Source organism: Desulfocurvus vexinensis DSM 17965 (assembly GCF_000519125.1).
In the GTDB taxonomy this organism is placed as follows: Bacteria; Desulfobacterota; Desulfovibrionia; order Desulfovibrionales; family Desulfovibrionaceae; genus Desulfocurvus; species Desulfocurvus vexinensis.
Genome location: NZ_KI912582.1, coordinates 218,043 through 234,180 on the forward strand (window position 1 = coordinate 218,043; position 16,138 = coordinate 234,180).

Sequence of the window (16,138 nt, forward strand, 5' to 3'; positions counted from 1 at the left end):
GGGGCGGCGCCGGGGCGGTTGCGGGGGGCTGGTTGCGTGCGCAACTGGGGCCCGGGCAGCGCACCCGGGGCGGGCAGGGCGACGGAACGAATCCGGGGAGCGCCCGCCAGCCGTGGCTTGGCAGCGCTGGGGCCATTGCGGGAAAAGGCGAGTGGAGCAGTCGGAATGCAGTGCCATAGTGTGCGCATGGCGGTACTTTGCAAGACGCGTCTTCCATATAATGATATGGCGCAGGAGCATGTGAAATATATCCGAAAAAAAGAGTGGGCTTGACACGGGCTGTCAAAATGTGGTTCGGAGTACTAGCCTCTGAAACGAAAAGCCTGTTTTTACAGGCGTGATGCGGCTGCCGGAAGCGACGTGGGGTGTCGTTTTCCGGCCCTCCCGAGGAGCGTCAAGACCAAGGAGCGAAGGCCATGGCCTTCACCTGGCCGAACCTGGCGATGAAGCCGGCCTGCGGGCTGGCTGTCGGGCCCGCCCTGGCGCGGGCAGTCGGGGAGTTGCCGTCCGCCTGGTGCGCCGGGGCGGTGCCCGCAGGGATGTCTGCGGGCGCGCCACGGGCCGCCGGGCCCGCCTTTGCGGCGCCAGACAGGCGCCGCTGGACGGTTGGGGCAACGGGAGCGGGCCCGGGCCATCCGGGCCGCCGGAGCATCTAGGGCAGGAGGCGCACTGCTTCCCGCGTCCCTTTTTGGGCAGGACGCGGAAGGCGTTGCAGGAGTTTCAAACGGTGTGTGGCCCAATCAACCGCAGAGAGGAAGTGTCCCGTGCAAACGCGCTACAAGCCGATCGCCATCGTCACGGTGCTCCTGGGAGTGCTGGGGGTGGTGGGGTATCTGAGTCCGGGTTCCACGGAAGAGATGCCCACCCGCCTGCTGTTCGAGAACGCCGGGGGCAAGGTGGTATTCACCCACAAGGTCCATGCCGAGAAGTACCAGATACCCTGCCAGCAGTGCCACCACGAGAGCGACGAGCCCTCGAGCAAGCCTCTGCCCTGCGGCTCCTGCCACCCTGCCTCCTATGAGGATGGCTTCGTGGCCGCGCACCAGGACGCCATCGACCAGCAGTACTGCAACCGCTGCCACCACGCCGAACTGGCCGAGAGCAAGTTCGACCACGAGGGCCACAAGGACTACGTGGGCGGCTGCACCGATTGCCACCACGACAGCACCATCGAGCCCGAGCCCACGGCCTGCTCCGACTGCCACCAGCAGGAGGGCGACGAGGCCATGCCCTCGCTGATGGACGCCACCCACAAGCGCTGCGCCGACTGCCACGCGGACATGTTCGACCAGAAGCTCGAGGGCTGCGAGAACTGCCACGGCATGGAGAAGGGCGGCACCATGTATCCTTCGTGCTCCTCCTGCCACTTCGAGTCCAAGGATCTCCCCCTGGCGGCCCGGATGGAGGCCTACCACGTGGGTTGCATGCAGTGTCACAAGGAAAAGGGCGCTGGCCCCCATACCCCAGAAGACTGCAACAAGTGCCATTTCCGGTGAGCGCCATGACCAAGCCGAGATTCAGCCTTCTTAGCGGTAGCAGCGGTCCCGTGCAGGCCGGCCCCGAGCCCGGGGTTGTGCGCATTCCCCTGCGCGGTCATTCCACGAAAACAATCAAGAAGAAGGCCCCGGTGAACCCCGGGACCCTGGTGGCCGAGCATCCCGGCACCTCCGTGGGCGACGCCCACTCGCCCATCCTGGGCGTGGTGGCCGACGTGACCGACGCCGAGGTGGTCATCACCGCCGGCCCGGCCCAGCCCGCCAAGGAGGGCGAGGCCGCTCCGACCGCCCCCGCCGTCGCGCCCGTGCCCCTGGACGGCCTGTCGCGCGACGACCTCAAGAAGGCCCTGAAGTCCCTGGGCGTGTCCACCTCGGCCTTCGCCAAGGCGCCGCTTTTGGTGGTCAACGGCCTGAACCCCGAGCCCGGCACGCACATCGCCGAGGCGCTGCTGGCCCAGTGCCGCGAGACCCTGGAAAAGGGCCTGGCCCTGGTGCAGAAGCTGGTGGAGCCCCCGTCGGTGGTCCTGGCCGTGCCTGCGGGCAGCGCCGCGACCCTGCACGGCTGCACCGTCAAGCAGCTCTCGCCCGTGTACCCCTCCAGCCTGAACCCGCTGGTGGTCAAGGCCGTCACGGGCAAGGAGTCCATGAACGGCGTGACCGTGGTCAGCGTCATGGACCTGTACGGCGTGGGCCGGGTGGCCGAAACCGGGCTGCCGCTCACCGAGACGGTGCTCACCGTTGGCGACAAGGCGCTGCTGGTCAAGGTCGGCACGCCGCTGGCCGACGTGCTGGCCCAGGCGGGCGTCGCGCCCGAGCCCTGCGACCGCGTGGTCGTGGGCGGGCCCCTGCGCGGCAAGGCCGTGGCCTCGACCGATGCCGGGGTGGCCAAGGGCGACTACGCCCTGACCGTCGTGCCCGCCGCGGCTTTCCCGCCGGTCACCGACAAGGCCTGCATCAACTGCGGCGAATGCGTGCTGGTCTGCCCGTCGCGGATCCTGCCCGGGTTCATCACCCGCTTCGTCGAGTTCAAGCTGTTCGACAAGGCCAAGGAGTACCACATCGAGGCCTGCATGGAATGCGGCCTGTGCGGCTATGCCTGCACGGCTCGGCGGCCCCTGATGCAGTTCATCCGGCTGGGCAAGCAGACCCTGGAACTTCAGGCCTCGGCCCTCACCGCCTGCCGCCTGCAGGGCGAGTAACCGAGAAGAGAGGACGCTCCCATGGCGAAAGAGGCAACCGCACCCACCCTGTACACCGTGGCCGCGCCGCCCCACTGGCACTGCGGCCGCACCGTCACCGGGGTCATGCAACAGTATATCCTGGCCCTTGTTCCCGCCGCGGTCATGGCCGTGGTCTATTACGGCCTGCCCGCCCTGCGGGTCATGGCCCTGTCGTGCGCCACGGCTGTGGCCGTCGAGGCGCTGTGCTGCCGGATCATGGACCGCGAGTCCAGCGTGGACGACTTCCACGCCGTGCTCACGGGCCTGCTCCTGGCCTTCCTGCTCCCGGCCATGGCGCCGTGGTGGCTGGTGGTCATGGGCGCGGCCCTGTCCATCCTCATCGGCAAGATGTTCTTCGGCGGCCTGGGCGGCAACCCGCTGTGCCCGGCTGTCGTGGGCTGGGCCATCGTCGCCCTGTCCTGGAAGACCCAGGCCGACCCCGACGCCATGGTGCTCAGCACCATGCTGATCAACCCCCTGACCCAGCTCAAGTACCTGGGCCTGGAGGCGGCGCAGCAGGTCAGCACTACCGATATGCTCCTGGGGCGCCAGCTCGGCGCGCTGGGCGCGACCCAGGTGCTGGCGCTGCTGGCTGGCGGGGCGTACCTGGCGGCCCGGGGCGTCCTGCGGCTGTGCATTCCCCTGGCCTTCCTGGCCGGAGTGCTGCTGACGGCGGGGATATTCTTCATGCTGGACCCCGGCGTGCACCCGAGCCCCGTCTTCCACCTGCTGACCGGCAGTGTGGTGCTGGCCGCGTTCTTCCTGGCCACGGACCCCAACTCCTCGCCGGTGACCCGCCCGGGCATGGTGGCCTTCGGGCTCACCTGCGGCGTGATGACCGTGCTCATCCGGGTCTACGGCATTTACCCCGACGGCACGCCCTTCGCGGTACTCTTCGCGGCCCTGTTCACCCCGATCTTCGATCTCATCCGGCCCAAACCCTTCGGCGCGAGGTGAGCCATGCGTGAAATCATCAACATGATCGTCGTGCTCTCGCTCATCAGCGGGACTTCGGGCCTGTCCCTGGCCTATCTCAAGGAACTCACGGCCAAGCCCATTGAGGACCAGGTGCTCTTCTATGTCCAGGGTCCGGCCATCAAGAGCGTGTTCGCCGACGCGGACAACGACCCCCTGGCCGAACGCAAGAGCTTCGAGACCCCCGAGGGGCCGGTGATGGTCTTCCCGGCCAAGAAGGGCGGCAAGCTCACCGCCGTGGCCCTGGAGGGCTTCGGCGGCGGGTTTGGCGGCGACATCGGGGTCATCGTCGGCATCGACCTGGCCAAGGACTCCCTGGCGGGCATCGGCGTGACCACCCTCAAGGAGACCCCCGGCCTGGGCACGCGCGTGGCCGAACCCAAGTTCCAGCAGCAGTTCCGGGGTCTGCCCCTGGACCGCGTGGGCCTGAGCGGCAAGGGGGGCAGCGTCGACGCCATCTCCGGAGCGACCGTCTCCAGCGTGGGCACGGTGACTGCGGTGAACAAGGCCATCGACATCTACAAGGGCCTCAAGCCCCAACTGGAAGGGGCCTTCTAGGGCCGCCCCGAGGAGAAAGCCATGAGTTTCGTCAAGGAGTTCACCAAGGGCCTGTGGCAGGAGCTGCCGCCCTTCCGGCTGGTGCTCGGCCTGTGCCCCGTCCTGGCGGTGACCAAATCCGCCGCGGACGGCCTGGGTATGGGCGCGGCGGTCATCTTCGTGCTCGTCCTGTCCAACGCCATTATCTCCCTGGTGCGCAACCTCATTCCCAAGAAAGTGCGCATCGCCTGCTTCATCGTCATCGCCGCCTCCCTGGTTGTCGCGGTGGAACTGCTCATGCAGGCCTACGCCTACCCGCTCTACCAGAGCCTGGGCATCTTCGTGCCGCTCATCGTGGTCAACTGCATCATCCTGGGCCGCGCCGAGGCCTTCGCCTCCAAGAACCCGGTGCACCTGTCCATCGCCGACGGGCTGGGCATGGGCATCGGCTTCACCATGTCCCTGACCTTCCTGGGCGCCATCCGCGAGACCTTCGGCGCCGGGCATGTGTTCGGGATGTCGGTGTTCGGGCCGGACTTCAAGCCCTTCACCTTCATGGTCGAGGCGCCCGGCGCCTTCGTCTGCCTGGGGCTCATCCTGGGGGCCATGAACTTCCTGGCCATCTGGCAGAGCAAGCGCAAGGGTCTGCCCGAGCCGTCCCTGGCGGCCTCGTGCGGCGGGTGCCGGGCGTGCGGCATCGGTGAATCCAAGCAAGTCATTCAGGAGGGGTAGGCCGTGGACTACTTCGAGATGCTCATCGCGGCGATATTCGTCAACAACATCATCCTGGCCCAGTACCTGGGGTGCTGCCCCTTCGTGGGCTGCTCCAAGGACCGCGGCGTGGCCGTCGGCATGGGCGCGGCGGTGACCTTCGTGGCCTCCATGGCCACGGCCTTCACCTGGCTCATGCAGAAATACGTCCTCAACCCCTTCGGCCTGGGCTATCTCCAGACCCTGGTCTTCATCCTGGTCATCGCCTCCCTGGTGCAGTTCGTGGAGATGTTCCTCAAGAAGATGGTCCCGCCGCTGTACAAGTCCCTGGGCATCTTCCTGCCGCTCATCACCACCAACTGCGCGGTGCTGGGCTTGGCCATCTTGGCCCAGCGCAACGAGTTCGGGCTGGGCGTGGCGGTGTTCTATGCCTTCGCGGCGGCCCTGGGCTTCACCCTGGCCCTGTTCCTCATGGCCGGAATCCGGGAGAGGCTGATCATCTCCCGGGTGCCCAAGTCCATGCAGGGCACGTCCATCGGCCTGGTCATGGCAGGGCTCATGTCCCTGACATTCTTCGCCTTCCAGGGCATGATCGGCTAGGGCCGACGCAGGTTCGCACGCGACAGTCGCGCAAAGCAGAGGTACATACCATGATCACGTCGTCGATTCTCGTCATGTTCGGCCTGGGCCTGGCCTGCGCCATGGTGCTGGCCGCAGCCTCCAAGCTTCTGGCCGTGGAGGAGGACCCCCGGGTGGAGGCGGTGCTCGAGGCCCTGCCCGGCGCCAACTGCGGCGGCTGCGGCTTCGCGGGCTGCGAGTCCTATGCCGCCGCCGCGGTGCGCGATCCCGATGTCCCGGCGGACCGGTGCTGCGCGGGCGGCCCTGACGTGGCCGCCAAGGTCGCGGCGCTTACCGGCAAGGCCGCCGGGTCGGCAGAGCCCATGGTGGCCTTCCGACGCTGCGCCAAGAGCGAGGGCAACGTCGCCAAGCGCTACGACTACCAGGGCGTGCCCAGCTGCGCGGCGGCCAAGCTGCTGGGCAGCCCCGACGCCTGCTCCTATTCGTGCATCGGCCTTGGCGACTGCATGCGGGCCTGCCCCTTCGACGCCATGTACATGGCCCACGGCATGGTCCACGTCATCACCGAGAAATGCACGGCCTGCGGCACCTGCGTGTCCGTGTGCCCCAACCATGTCATGCAGATCGTGCCCCAGGCCGCGCGGGTCATGGTTTTGTGCTCGTCGCTGGACAAGGGCAAGGCCGTTTCCGACGTCTGCGGGGTGGGCTGCATCAGCTGCATGAAGTGCGTCAAGGAATGCCCGGCCAAGTGCATCGCGCTTGAGGGCGGCAAGATCCAGATCGATCAGGCGGCCTGCCTGGCCTACGGCCCTTCCTGCCAGGAAGTCTGCGCCGAGAAGTGCCCGCGCGGCATCCTGCGCCGTCTGGGGGCCGGGGCTGCGGCCCAGCCCCAGGAAGCGGCGGCCTAGTCCTGCAACGCTTGAACACTGCGCCCGCGCCCCCGGCCCGGGCATTTGGAGACGCGCATGAAAAAGGCAACAACCATGGAAAGCATCTTCACCAGGCGTGAGTTCCTGCGTTCCTGCGGGCTGGTGGGCCTGGGGCTGGCCGCCGTCGGCGCCGTGCCCGCCGCCGCCCACGCCGTCGTCCGCCTGGGCTCCGGCGCCCAGGCCGTGACCAGGACCCTGCCGCTCATGGGCACCTTCGTGAGCATCACCGCCGTGCACGACTCCCACGATCTGGCCGAGGAGGCCGTGGGGCGGGCCTTCGAGGAAATGCAGCGGCTGTGCGCGGTGTTCGACCGCCACCGCGGCGACACGGCGATCTCGGCGCTCAACGGCGAGGGCCGCCTGTCCGGCGCACCCGCCGAGCTGAGCGCCGTGCTGGAGCGTTCCCTGTCGCTGCATTCGCTTTCGGACGGCGCCTTCGACCCCAGCGTGGCCCCGCTGGTGGACGCGCTGCGCGGGGGTGTCGCCCCGTCGCGCCAGGAGCTGGCCGAGCTCACGGCCCTGGTGGACGCCCGCCAGATCGCCGTGTCCGGCGAGCGCATCACCCTGGGGCGGCAGGGCATGGCCCTGACCCTGGACGGCATCGCCAAGGGCTTCATCGCCGACCAGGCCTCGGCCACGCTGGCGGCCTGCGGGGTGGTCAACCATCTGGTCAACGCGGGCGGCGACATCCGGGCCGCCGGGGTCAAGGCCCCGGGCCAGCCCTGGGTCGTGGCCGTGGAAGACCCGACCAAGGCGGGCAACTCCCCCGCCGTGATCAACCTGCGCGACTGCGCCGTGGCCACCTCGGGCAACTACGAGAACGCCTTCGACCGCCGCAGGACCCTGCACCATGTGGTGACCCCGGGCAGCGGCACCTCGCCGCACGAGGTGGTGAGCTGCACGGTCACGGCGCCCACGGTCATGGAGGCCGACGCCCTGGCCACAGCCGTGATGGTCATGGGCGCGCGCCGGGGCCTGGCCTTCGTGGACGCGCTGCCCGGCCGAGAATGCCTGCTGGTCACGGCCAGTGGCGCGCAACTGCCCTCGCGCCACTGGGGATAGGGGCAACCCGAGCTTTTACGCCGCCTGGCCGTGCCAGGCGGCGTTGTCCGTTGTGCAGCTTGTGAACATCGACATACAGCGCTCAGAAAGGAGAACGAGGATGGCACGTCGGTTGTTTGGATTCCTGGCCCTGGTGGCCGTAGTGATGGCGATGGTGGCCTGGCTGGCCCCCGACGCCCTGGCGGCCGGTGGGGACCTGCACCACCAGGCCGAGGAGATCGGCAAGGAGCTGGGCGGGCTGTGGGTCGTGCCCTTCGCGTGCATGCTCCTGTCCATCGCCATCTTTCCCCTGGCCGCCCCGCACTTCTGGCATCACCATTTCGGCAAAGTCTCGGCCTTCTGGGCCCTGGCCTTCCTGGTGCCCTTCACCGTCCAGTTCGGGGCTTCCCTGGCGCTGTACGAGGTTGTGCACACCCTGCTGCTGGAGTACATCCCCTTCATCATCCTGCTCTTTGCCCTGTTCACCATCTCCGGCGGCGTGTGCCTGACCGGCTCGCTGGTGGGCAAGCCTGTGGTCAACGTGGTCATCCTGGCCATCGGCACCGTGCTGGCGAGCTGGATGGGCACCACCGGCGCGGCCATGCTGCTCATCCGCCCGCTGCTGCGTGCCAACGCCCACCGCAAGTACAAGGTCCACACCGTGGTCTTTTTCATCTTCCTGGTAGCCAACATCGGCGGCTCCCTGACCCCGCTGGGCGACCCGCCGCTGTTCCTGGGCTTCCTCAAGGGTGTGTCCTTCTTCTGGACCACCGTGCACATGTTCCTGCCCATGGTCTTCCTGGCGGCCATTCTGCTGTCGCTGTACTTCGTGGTGGACACCATGCTCTTCGCCAAGGAGGGCAAGCCGGTGCCGCCCAACGCGGGCAACGAGAAGCTGCGTCTTGAGGGCTCCTTCAACCTCGTGCTGCTGCTCGGCGTGGTTGGCGGCGTGCTCATGAGCGGCATGTGGAAGCCCCACGTCGAGTTCGACGTCTACCACGTGCACGTCGAGCTGCCGAACCTGACCCGCGACGTCCTGCTGCTGCTGCTGGCCTACATCTCCCTGAAGACCACCGCCCTCTCCACCCGCCAGAAGAACGAGTTCGACTGGTTCCCCATCGTGGAGGTGGCCAAACTCTTCGCGGGCATCTTCATCTCCATGATCCCGGCCATCGCCATCCTGCGCGCGGGTGCCGACGGCGCCCTGGCGGGCATCATCGCCCTGGTCACCGACGCCAACGGCCAGCCGGTCAACGCCATGTACTTCTGGCTGACCGGCGCCCTGTCCAGCTTCCTGGACAACGCCCCGACCTACCTGGTGTTCTTCAACACCGCGGGCGGCGACGCCGCGTACCTCATGGAGCATGTGGAGACCCTGCTGGCCATCTCCGCCGGCGCGGTGTTCATGGGCGCCAACACCTACATCGGCAACGCGCCGAACTTCATGGTCCGTTCCATCGCCGAGTCCGGCGGCGTGAAGATGCCCAGCTTCTTCGGCTATATGGCCTGGTCCGTGGGCATCCTCGTCCCCTGCTTCATCCTGGTGACGCTGCTGTTCATCTAGGACGCAGCTTCTTACGAGCCCTTGCGAGCCCCCGCAGCCAGTATCGGCTGCGGGGGCTTTTGCGGTCCGCGCCCCGAGCGCGGGAGCAGGGTGGAAAACGCAAAGGGAAGACGGCGAGTGCTGCCGTCCGCGCTCCGCACGCGGGAACAGGGTGCGGCGGCGGCGGATTTCAACGCCGGGAAGTCTTGGCCCGCGCGCGTGAGCAGGGTTGCAGTTTCTGCGGTCGCCCCGGTCCTCCCGCTGGACGCCCGGACATGGGAGCAACCCCGGGGCGGCATTTGTTTTGCCGCAGGCACAAAAAAATGGTAGGGGACAAGGAGGTTCGGGGTCTGCGTGATGCCGCCCCGCCTGGGGGGCGGAAGGGATATGGAGCTATTCCAACGTGATACTTATGGAATGGGGCGCCAGGGCGCAGGGCTGTGGCGCACATGTTAAAATAATCACAAGAACCGGGTTTCATTGGACCATTGCCTAGCTTCCTGGTGTAGGTTCGTCATCATCGAGCCGGATGCGCCGCGGGGAGTGCGGCGTGCAAGGCGAAGTCCAGCGGGAGGTGACTTTGTGAGCAAGTACATGTTCAAGACCAACCAGGACCGGTGCATCAGCTGCAACGCCTGCGAGGTGCACTGCAAACAGAAGAACAAGGTTCCTGTGGGCGCCAAGCTTGGCCAGATGATCACCGTGGGCCCTCTGGACCGCGCGGGCAAGCCGCGGATGATGAACCTGTTCATGCCCTGCTACCACTGCGAGCAACCCTGGTGCGTGGCGGCCTGTCCCTCTGGCGCCATGGTCCGGCGTGAGGAAGACGGCGTCGTGTACGTCCAGCGCGACCTGTGCGTGGGCTGCAAGGCCTGCATCATCGCCTGCCCCTGGGACATCCCGCAGTGGGACGAGGCGGCGGGCAAGGTCATCAAGTGCGACCTGTGCAAGGACCGCCTGGACGCCGGGCTCAAGCCCGCCTGCGTCACGGCCTGCACCACGCACGCCCTGGAGTTCACCTCCTCGCCCAACGCCCGGTCGGCCAAGACGCGCACGGAACATGGCCAGAAGATGCTGCTGAAGAAGGTGCTCCGGTAGGCGGGGCACGGACATTTCAACTACCTTTAGGAGGGTGGCACAACTATGAGGCACAAGAAATTCCTGGTTTTGGCCCTGCTGGCCGTTGCAGTGCTCCTGGTGGGCACGCAGACCGCCATGGCCGACGCCCTGGGCGACGCCATCGCCCAGGCGACTGCGGCGGGCAAGGTCAACGCGGCCGATGCTCCCGGCTACATGGGCATCCCCGGCGGTCCTCAGGTCTCCATGATCGTGGCCCTGCTGTGGGCCGTGTGGGTCGGCTGGATCTTCTCCACCGTGGGCGCGTTCGGCGGCATCATGGCCGGCGTGGGCCACATCACGGTCTTCGGGCTGGGCAGCTACGCCAAGGGCCTGGGCAAGGACCTGCAGCTCAACAAGCTGGTCACCGACTCCATCCGCGTGTCCAACCAGTGGCTGGTGGGTTGCTCGGCTGCCCTGTCCTCGTTCAACTACTACAAGGCCGGGCGCCTGGTGCTGCCCCTGGGCATCGCCCTGTCCATCGGCTCCGTCGCCGGTTCGCTGCTGGTGCCCTGGCTCACCGCAGGCAAGATCAGCCTGTCGCAGTACGTGGGCTACTTCGGCCTGTTCGTGCTCTTCCTGGGCTGCTACCTGCTCTATGAAATGACCCCCGCCGCCATGGCGAAGAAGAAGGAGGCCCAGGCCGCGGCCAAGGCCTTCCAGGCCAGCGTGAAGGCCGGCACCCTGGACGTGGCCACCCAGGGCGTGAAGGTCAAGACCTTCACCCCCTCGCGCTGCGAGTTCACCTTCTTCGGCGTGGAGTTCTCCTTCAACCCGCTCATCCCGGTGATCGGCGGCTTCGTCATCGCCTCGCTGGCCTCCTTCCTGGGCGTGGGCGGCGGCTTCCTGCTGGTGCCCTTCCTGACCTCCGTGGCCGGGCTGCCCATGTACCTGGTGGCCGGCACCTCGGCCCTGGCCGTGTTCATCGGCATGATCAACTCCATCTTCTCCTACATGTTCCTCAAGAGCGTGACGGTGGACTGGACCATGATCGGCGCCGAGCTGGTGGGCATCGTCATCGGCTCCACCGTGGGCCCGTACACCTCCAAGTACCTGCCCGACAAGGCCCTGAAGATCCTCTTCATCGTCCTGGCCTTCTACGTCGGCATCAACTACACGGCCAGGGGCTTCCTGGGCCACAACATCCTGCCCCCGTACTGATCCGGGGCCGGACACGAGAGCGACCGGCGGGCTTCGGCCCGCCGGTCCGCTCCCTGGAACCTGCGGAAGGGACGCCTCTTACTCCCCCATCCCCGGCTCGTAGCCGCGGGGTCCCCTGAGCCATCCGGGAGGTGTCCCTTCCCCAGCTTCCACGCCTTCTCCGCCCTGGCCGGGCTCTTGCACCGGGCTGCCCGCTGGGGTACCCTGGGCCGGGAGCCCGGTTTCCGGCCACAACCCCCGCAGGACAACGCATGCTCGTAGCAGACATGGGCCAGATTCTCGACCCGCTGTTCATTTGGATGTTCCGCTTCCCGCTGCCGCCGCTGGCGGCCTTCGGGCTGGGGCTCACGCTGCTGGCCCTGGCGGTCACGGTGGTGGGCGAGCTGTCCATGGCCGGGGCCTATTTCCTGAACCGCAAGCATTTCGCGAAGATCAACCGCGAGATGGTCCAGAACAACAACAACTCCATCCGCGCCCTGTCCCAGGGCGACAAGGCCAGCTACAAGGCCTGCAACAGCCTGGCCAACGACGCCTTCGGGCGCAACTTCTTTTCCGGCATCGCGCTGTTCGCGTCGAGCATCTGGCCCGTGGCCTTCGCCCTGGGCTGGCTGGCCCTGCGCTACGGGGCCGTGGAGTTTCCCCTGCCCCTGGTGGAGCGCACCGTGGGCCCGAACTTCTATTTCGTGCCGCTGTACATCGCGGTGCGGGTGGCCTTCTGCAAGGCCAAGCCCTGGCTGCCCGTGTTTCGCACCATCCGCGCCGCCGTGCTGGCCAACCAGGACACGGGCGAGCGGATGCTCTCCTGGGCCGACCTGCTCGGGCCCCAGCCGGGCAAGCGCCAGGAATAGATCGCCGGAGGAGCCATGCACGAGACCAGCCTTGGCCAGGTGCTGTGCGACTACCTGACCGGAGAGCGCATCGAGGAAACCAGCTACGAGGACTGCCGCCAGGCCCTGGCGCGGATGCTGGTCCTTGAGCGCGGCTACCCGCGCAAATGTCTGCGGCCCAAGGTGGGCATCGACTTCCTCGTGGACGGCAAGCCCTACTGCCGGGTGGCCGACCTTGTGGCCAGCGACGAAGCCGGGCGGCCGCTGCTGGTCATTTTCTTCACCGCCGGGCAGCCCGGCACCTTCGACCGCGAGATCGTCGCCGCCGCGCGGCTGCTGCCGGGCGGCCCCGCGCCCCTGGCCGCCGCCACCGACACCCGCGAGGCCATCCTGCACGAAACCGCCCGTGGCGCGCGCATCGGCTCCGGCCTGGACCAGGCCCTGCCACGCTGGGAGCAGCTGCTGGACCTGGCCCGCCAAAATCCCGCCCCGACCCTGGACGAAGCGCGCCTGGAGCGCGAACGGCGCATCCTGTACACCTACAGCGAATTCATCTACGCCAGCTGCTGCCACACCTGTCCGCCCAAGCCCTCCGGGGCATAAACGGCGGGCGGCTGCAACGACAAGACGCCGCGTCTGCCCGTGGCCGATCAGCCCATGACACCTTCAGGCCGGATTCCCGCAAAGGGAATCCGGCCCGAAATGTTTATGGCCCCGGCACAGTCGCCCCAGCCGCTGCTCCCCGTCCCAGGCCCACGAACAGCGCGCCCGAGGCCACGGCCACGGCGCGGCGCCAGCGGACGAGTAGGGCGGCCACGGGCGGCGAGGCCACGGCGCAGGCCACGAAGGAGTACCAGCCCCAGCCGATGGCCACCACCGTGCCCACGGCCAGGGCCTTGAACCAGGGCGCGGCGTCGGGCGGCACGGCCACGGCGAAGAGGCTGGCGAAGAACATGGCGGCCTTGGGGTTGGCGAGGTCCACGAGCAGACCGTGGCGGAAGGCGCTGCGCCTGCTGGCGGGGGCGGGGTCGGGCTGGCTGGCGCCGGGGCGTCCGTTGGCGAAGATGAGGCGCAGCCCTGTCCAGACAAGGTAGGCCCCGCCGATGAGGCGCACGGCTTCGTAGACCCAGGCGGCGGTGCGGAAGAGCAGGCCCAGGCCCAGCAGGCTGCCCGTGGCCCACAGGGCGGTGCCCACGGCGATGCCCAGGGCGGTGCGCAGCCCGTCGGCGCGCGAGCGTGCGGCGGCGGCGTGGGCGGTGGCCAGGAAGTTGGGGCCCGGGAGCATGACTGCCAGGGTCCAGGCTCCGGTGAGGGCGGCGAAATCGAGCCACAGGGTGTCGGTCATGGCATTGCCCCGGCAAAGGGTGGTGGGTCAGGTGTGGCCCGGGTCCGCCTGGGTGTCGTGGACCTCGATGCAGTCGTTGGGGCACCAGGCCAGGGCCTTGTCGATGTCCGGGTTGCCCGGGCAGTCGGGCCGCACCACGACCTCGCCCAGGGTTTCGTCCCAGGCGAAGAGTTCGGGGCAGGCCTCGACGCAGGCCAGGCAGCGGCTGCAGCGGGGCTGGATGATGGAGCAGGTGGTGTCGGGCATGGGGGTATCAGCCTTTGTGGGTTTCCTCGTGCAGCAGGCGGGCCAGTTCCAGGGCCTGCGCGCGCAGGGCGGGGATGGCGGCCACGGCCTGGTCCAGTTCGCCGCGCCGGGCGGCGGCCTCCACGCGTTCGGCGGCCTCGCGCATGGCGGGCGCGCCGATGGTGGCCGAGGCGCCCTTGAGGGAGTGGGCCGTGCGCAGCAGGCCTTCCAGTTCGAGGTTCGCGGCTGCTTCCTCCAGGGCTTCGAGCTTGGAGGGCAGGTCGTCGATGTAGACGCGGAACAGGGTGAGCAGGAAATCCCTGTCGCCCTTGAGCCGGTTCATGGTCGATTCCAGGTCCAGGACTGGCGGCTGGTCGTGTGGCATGGCGCTCCCCTGTGCGGACGAAGCGAGGCGTTGGCCTCCGGGTCCGGTCGGGGGAACCCTAGCACAGCCCGGCGCCGGGGCCAAGGTTTTCCGGTGGTTCGGGCCACGTTTCGCCAGCAATTCCCTGGCGTTCCGCCTTGCGGGCTGGCGGGCGGGGCCGGGGGGGGCAATTCGTGCCGGGGCGGGCGGGCGCCGGGGCCGGGCGTCGGGATTTCGTCCTGCCCGCCCGGGGCAGGGGCCCGTGTTGCAAGGTGCTGGAATACAAAGAAAGACGCCCGGGTGGGGATCCGGGCGTCTTCAGGAGGAAAAGCTGTCGTTTCGTGCGTCAGCTTTCTGCCTGCGCGCAAGCACGAATCGTGCCGCACCGGTGTGGCAGGCCTGGGGCGCGGGGGGAGTCAGGCCCGCCGACCCAGGTAGTCGAGGAACTTGCGGGCCTCGATGAACCCGGGGTCCAGGCCCAGGGCGATCTCGATGTGCCGCAGGCAGGCCAGCTCGTCCCCGAGCTCGAAATGGGCCCGGGCGAGGTTGAAATGCAGGTGTTCGTCGTGGGGGTCCACTTCCAGGGCGCGGGTGTAGAAGCGGATGGCGTCTTCGTGCAGGCCCTGTTTGCGCAGGCTGATGCCGAAGGTGTTGAACTGCTGGCGCTGGTCCTCGCGGAAGGCGTCGTCGCTGTTGAGCAGGACATCGACGATCTTCTTGACCTTCTTGAACTGGCCCTGCTCGCTGTATACGGCGCCCAGGCCGAGGTTGGCCTGGGCGTTGGTCTCGTCGAGCATCACGGCCTTGAGGAACTCCTTTTCGGCCTGGCCCAGCAGGCCCTGCTGGAAGAATGTCTCGCCCAGTTCGATCTTTTTTTGCAGGGATTTCAGGGCGGGCAGGGTGCGCGTCTCGTAGTAGGCGGGCTCGGGGTGGAAGTGGCGGATGAACTCGCCCTTGCCCAGGGTCGTGCGCATGCCTGCGGGCACGTGGTTGGCGTTCAGGGGCTGGACCTCGAAATCGTCGTCGGACAGGCGCCTGGCGAACCAGTACGTCTGCTGCACGTGGGCCCGGGTGGTGGTGCCGGTGCCCACGTTCTGGTCCTGCTTGCGGGAATAGGCTCCGAGAATCTGGGGGTACATTGCGCGGGTGTCCTTGGTGTATCGGGGGCTGGCGGCGGGCGTCGCAGGGCGGACCCTAGCGCAAAGCGCCCCCGGTGCCAAGGCTGCCCGCCTGGGCCTGCTTGCGGCAGTAGCGCTGGAACTTCTGGGCCACCTCCAGGCCGGGATTGATGCGCAGGCAGTGTTCCAGGTGTTCCAGCGTGGCCACATGGTCGCCCTTGTCGAAGTAGACCCGGGCGAGGTTGAAGTGCAGGTTCTCGTCGGAGGCGTCGAATTCCAGGGCCTTGCGGTAGTAGTTCAAGGCCTCGTCGAGCATGCCCTGCTTGCGCAGGCTCATGCCCAGGGTGTTGAAGCGCGCGCGCTGCTCGAGCTGGAAGGTCTCGTCGTTGTTGAGCAGGATACCCAGGATTTTCTTGACCTTCTGGAACTCGCGTTTTTCGGCGTAGACCGCGCCCGCGCCCAGGTTGGCGGGCACGTTCAGCTCGTCGATCATCAGCGCCTTGAGGAAGGCGCGCTCGGCCTCGTCCAGGCGGCCCAGGGCGAAATGCTCCTCGCCCTCGGCGATCTTTTTTTGCAGCGAGCGGATGGCGGGCAGGGTGTTGCGCTCGTAGTAGGACGGCTCGGGGCTGAAGGCGGCGATGAACTCGCCCTTGGGCAGCACGCTGCGCAGGCCCGAGGGCACGTGGTTGGCGTTGAGCGGCTGGATCTCGAAGGCGTCGTCGCCGGTGCGGCGCACATACCAGTAGGTGGTCTGTTCATACGAGTCGCGGGTCGTGCCCGCGCCGACATCGGCCACGGTGTTGCGGGCGTAGACCCCGAGGATCTGCGGATAGGCGGGCATGGGCGCTCCTTGGGCGGCATGGCTTTGCAGTGCAGGATAGCCCAAAGCGGGCGCCAAAGCCAGAGGGGGGCGGGTGGAAGTTGCGGGAGGAAATGGCCGCCGGGAGGCGG

General features: G+C 67.9%; 18 protein-coding genes. 13 read left to right on the top strand and 5 right to left on the bottom strand.

The features are described 5' to 3' along the window. Positions 1 to 764: 764 nt before the first annotated feature. The 13 genes from G495_RS0115635 to G495_RS0115695 all read left to right on the top strand — a co-directional run bounded on the left by G495_RS0115635 (position 765) and on the right by G495_RS0115695 (position 12,738). Positions 765 to 1,496, top strand: coding sequence for a cytochrome c3 family protein (locus G495_RS0115635; RefSeq protein ID WP_028588519.1), 732 nt, complete (start codon positions 765 to 767; stop codon positions 1,494 to 1,496). Between the two features lie 5 nt (positions 1,497 to 1,501). Continuing rightward, positions 1,502 to 2,695, top strand: a complete 1,194-nt coding sequence (locus G495_RS22910) for a 4Fe-4S dicluster domain-containing protein (protein WP_028588520.1) — start codon at positions 1,502 to 1,504, stop codon at positions 2,693 to 2,695. 21 nt (positions 2,696 to 2,716) lie between these two features. Continuing rightward, a complete protein-coding gene (locus G495_RS0115645; RefSeq protein WP_028588521.1) occupies positions 2,717 to 3,673 on the top strand; it encodes an RnfABCDGE type electron transport complex subunit D in 957 nt (318 codons plus the stop codon). Positions 3,674 to 3,676: 3 nt separating this feature from the next. Then, positions 3,677 to 4,249: an RnfABCDGE type electron transport complex subunit G gene (gene rnfG, locus G495_RS0115650; RefSeq protein WP_028588522.1), complete on the top strand. Its 573-nt coding sequence runs from the start codon at positions 3,677 to 3,679 to the stop codon at positions 4,247 to 4,249. Between the two features lie 21 nt (positions 4,250 to 4,270). Further along, the gene (gene rsxE, locus G495_RS0115655; protein ID WP_028588523.1) at positions 4,271 to 4,960 is read left to right on the top strand and encodes an electron transport complex subunit RsxE; all 690 of its coding nucleotides are present in this window, start codon (positions 4,271 to 4,273) and stop codon (positions 4,958 to 4,960) included. Positions 4,961 to 4,978: 18 nt separating this feature from the next. After that, positions 4,979 to 5,539 (top strand): electron transport complex protein RnfA, encoded by a 561-nt coding sequence (locus G495_RS0115660; RefSeq protein ID WP_035252720.1) that lies wholly within the window; start codon positions 4,979 to 4,981, stop codon positions 5,537 to 5,539. Between the two features lie 50 nt (positions 5,540 to 5,589). Beyond that, complete coding sequence (gene rnfB, locus G495_RS19780; protein WP_035252603.1) at positions 5,590 to 6,426, top strand: RnfABCDGE type electron transport complex subunit B; 837 nt, start codon at positions 5,590 to 5,592, stop codon at positions 6,424 to 6,426. Positions 6,427 to 6,483: 57 nt separating this feature from the next. After that, positions 6,484 to 7,509, top strand: a complete 1,026-nt coding sequence (locus G495_RS0115670) for an FAD:protein FMN transferase (RefSeq protein WP_245588464.1) — start codon at positions 6,484 to 6,486, stop codon at positions 7,507 to 7,509. Positions 7,510 to 7,609: 100 nt separating this feature from the next. Then, positions 7,610 to 9,052 carry a sodium:proton antiporter gene (locus tag G495_RS0115675; protein ID WP_028588526.1) on the top strand — a complete coding sequence of 481 codons (1,443 nt, stop codon included), beginning with the start codon at positions 7,610 to 7,612 and terminating at the stop codon, positions 9,050 to 9,052. A gap of 561 nt (positions 9,053 to 9,613) precedes the next feature. Next, positions 9,614 to 10,129 carry a 4Fe-4S dicluster domain-containing protein gene (locus G495_RS0115680; protein ID WP_028588527.1) on the top strand — a complete coding sequence of 172 codons (516 nt, stop codon included), beginning with the start codon at positions 9,614 to 9,616 and terminating at the stop codon, positions 10,127 to 10,129. Between the two features lie 45 nt (positions 10,130 to 10,174). Beyond that, positions 10,175 to 11,308, top strand: a complete 1,134-nt coding sequence (locus tag G495_RS0115685) for a sulfite exporter TauE/SafE family protein (RefSeq protein ID WP_028588528.1) — start codon at positions 10,175 to 10,177, stop codon at positions 11,306 to 11,308. Between the two features lie 251 nt (positions 11,309 to 11,559). Next, positions 11,560 to 12,156: a hypothetical protein gene (locus G495_RS0115690; protein WP_028588529.1), complete on the top strand. Its 597-nt coding sequence runs from the start codon at positions 11,560 to 11,562 to the stop codon at positions 12,154 to 12,156. A 15-nt stretch (positions 12,157 to 12,171) separates the two neighbouring features. Next, positions 12,172 to 12,738: a hypothetical protein gene (locus G495_RS0115695; RefSeq protein WP_028588530.1), complete on the top strand. Its 567-nt coding sequence runs from the start codon at positions 12,172 to 12,174 to the stop codon at positions 12,736 to 12,738. 103 nt (positions 12,739 to 12,841) lie between these two features. On the opposite strand, the gene G495_RS19785 is transcribed toward G495_RS0115695, so the two are convergent. The 5 genes from G495_RS19785 to G495_RS0115720 all read right to left on the bottom strand — a co-directional run bounded on the left by G495_RS19785 (position 12,842) and on the right by G495_RS0115720 (position 16,028). Further along, positions 12,842 to 13,480 (bottom strand): LysE family translocator, encoded by a 639-nt coding sequence (locus G495_RS19785; RefSeq protein ID WP_051445467.1) that lies wholly within the window; start codon positions 13,478 to 13,480, stop codon positions 12,842 to 12,844. A gap of 27 nt (positions 13,481 to 13,507) precedes the next feature. Then, entirely contained in the window at positions 13,508 to 13,726 is a 219-nt protein-coding gene (locus G495_RS0115705; RefSeq protein WP_035252605.1) for a ferredoxin, read from the bottom strand. A gap of 7 nt (positions 13,727 to 13,733) precedes the next feature. Next, positions 13,734 to 14,090, bottom strand: a complete 357-nt coding sequence (locus G495_RS0115710) for an Hpt domain-containing protein (protein ID WP_084458374.1) — start codon at positions 14,088 to 14,090, stop codon at positions 13,734 to 13,736. A 395-nt stretch (positions 14,091 to 14,485) separates the two neighbouring features. Further along, complete coding sequence (locus G495_RS0115715; RefSeq protein WP_028588533.1) at positions 14,486 to 15,208, bottom strand: tetratricopeptide repeat protein; 723 nt, start codon at positions 15,206 to 15,208, stop codon at positions 14,486 to 14,488. 55 nt (positions 15,209 to 15,263) lie between these two features. Further along, complete coding sequence (locus tag G495_RS0115720; RefSeq protein ID WP_028588534.1) at positions 15,264 to 16,028, bottom strand: tetratricopeptide repeat protein; 765 nt, start codon at positions 16,026 to 16,028, stop codon at positions 15,264 to 15,266. Positions 16,029 to 16,138: the final 110 nt, after the last annotated feature.

Coding starts and splice junctions, on each gene's coding strand:
- G495_RS0115690 (WP_028588529.1), top strand. CDS start 11,560: ATGCTCGTAGCAGACATGGGCCAGATTCTCGACCCGCTGTTCATTTGG.
- rnfG (WP_028588522.1), top strand. CDS start 3,677: ATGCGTGAAATCATCAACATGATCGTCGTGCTCTCGCTCATCAGCGGG.
- G495_RS0115675 (WP_028588526.1), top strand. CDS start 7,610: ATGGCACGTCGGTTGTTTGGATTCCTGGCCCTGGTGGCCGTAGTGATG.
- G495_RS0115710 (WP_084458374.1), bottom strand. CDS start 14,090: ATGCCACACGACCAGCCGCCAGTCCTGGACCTGGAATCGACCATGAAC.
- G495_RS0115685 (WP_028588528.1), top strand. CDS start 10,175: ATGAGGCACAAGAAATTCCTGGTTTTGGCCCTGCTGGCCGTTGCAGTG.
- rnfB (WP_035252603.1), top strand. CDS start 5,590: ATGATCACGTCGTCGATTCTCGTCATGTTCGGCCTGGGCCTGGCCTGC.
- G495_RS19785 (WP_051445467.1), bottom strand. CDS start 13,480: ATGACCGACACCCTGTGGCTCGATTTCGCCGCCCTCACCGGAGCCTGG.
- rsxE (WP_028588523.1), top strand. CDS start 4,271: ATGAGTTTCGTCAAGGAGTTCACCAAGGGCCTGTGGCAGGAGCTGCCG.
- G495_RS0115670 (WP_245588464.1), top strand. CDS start 6,484: ATGAAAAAGGCAACAACCATGGAAAGCATCTTCACCAGGCGTGAGTTC.
- G495_RS0115695 (WP_028588530.1), top strand. CDS start 12,172: ATGCACGAGACCAGCCTTGGCCAGGTGCTGTGCGACTACCTGACCGGA.
- G495_RS0115705 (WP_035252605.1), bottom strand. CDS start 13,726: ATGCCCGACACCACCTGCTCCATCATCCAGCCCCGCTGCAGCCGCTGC.
- G495_RS0115660 (WP_035252720.1), top strand. CDS start 4,979: ATGCTCATCGCGGCGATATTCGTCAACAACATCATCCTGGCCCAGTAC.
- G495_RS22910 (WP_028588520.1), top strand. CDS start 1,502: ATGACCAAGCCGAGATTCAGCCTTCTTAGCGGTAGCAGCGGTCCCGTG.
- G495_RS0115720 (WP_028588534.1), bottom strand. CDS start 16,028: ATGCCCGCCTATCCGCAGATCCTCGGGGTCTACGCCCGCAACACCGTG.
- G495_RS0115715 (WP_028588533.1), bottom strand. CDS start 15,208: ATGTACCCCCAGATTCTCGGAGCCTATTCCCGCAAGCAGGACCAGAAC.
- G495_RS0115645 (WP_028588521.1), top strand. CDS start 2,717: ATGGCGAAAGAGGCAACCGCACCCACCCTGTACACCGTGGCCGCGCCG.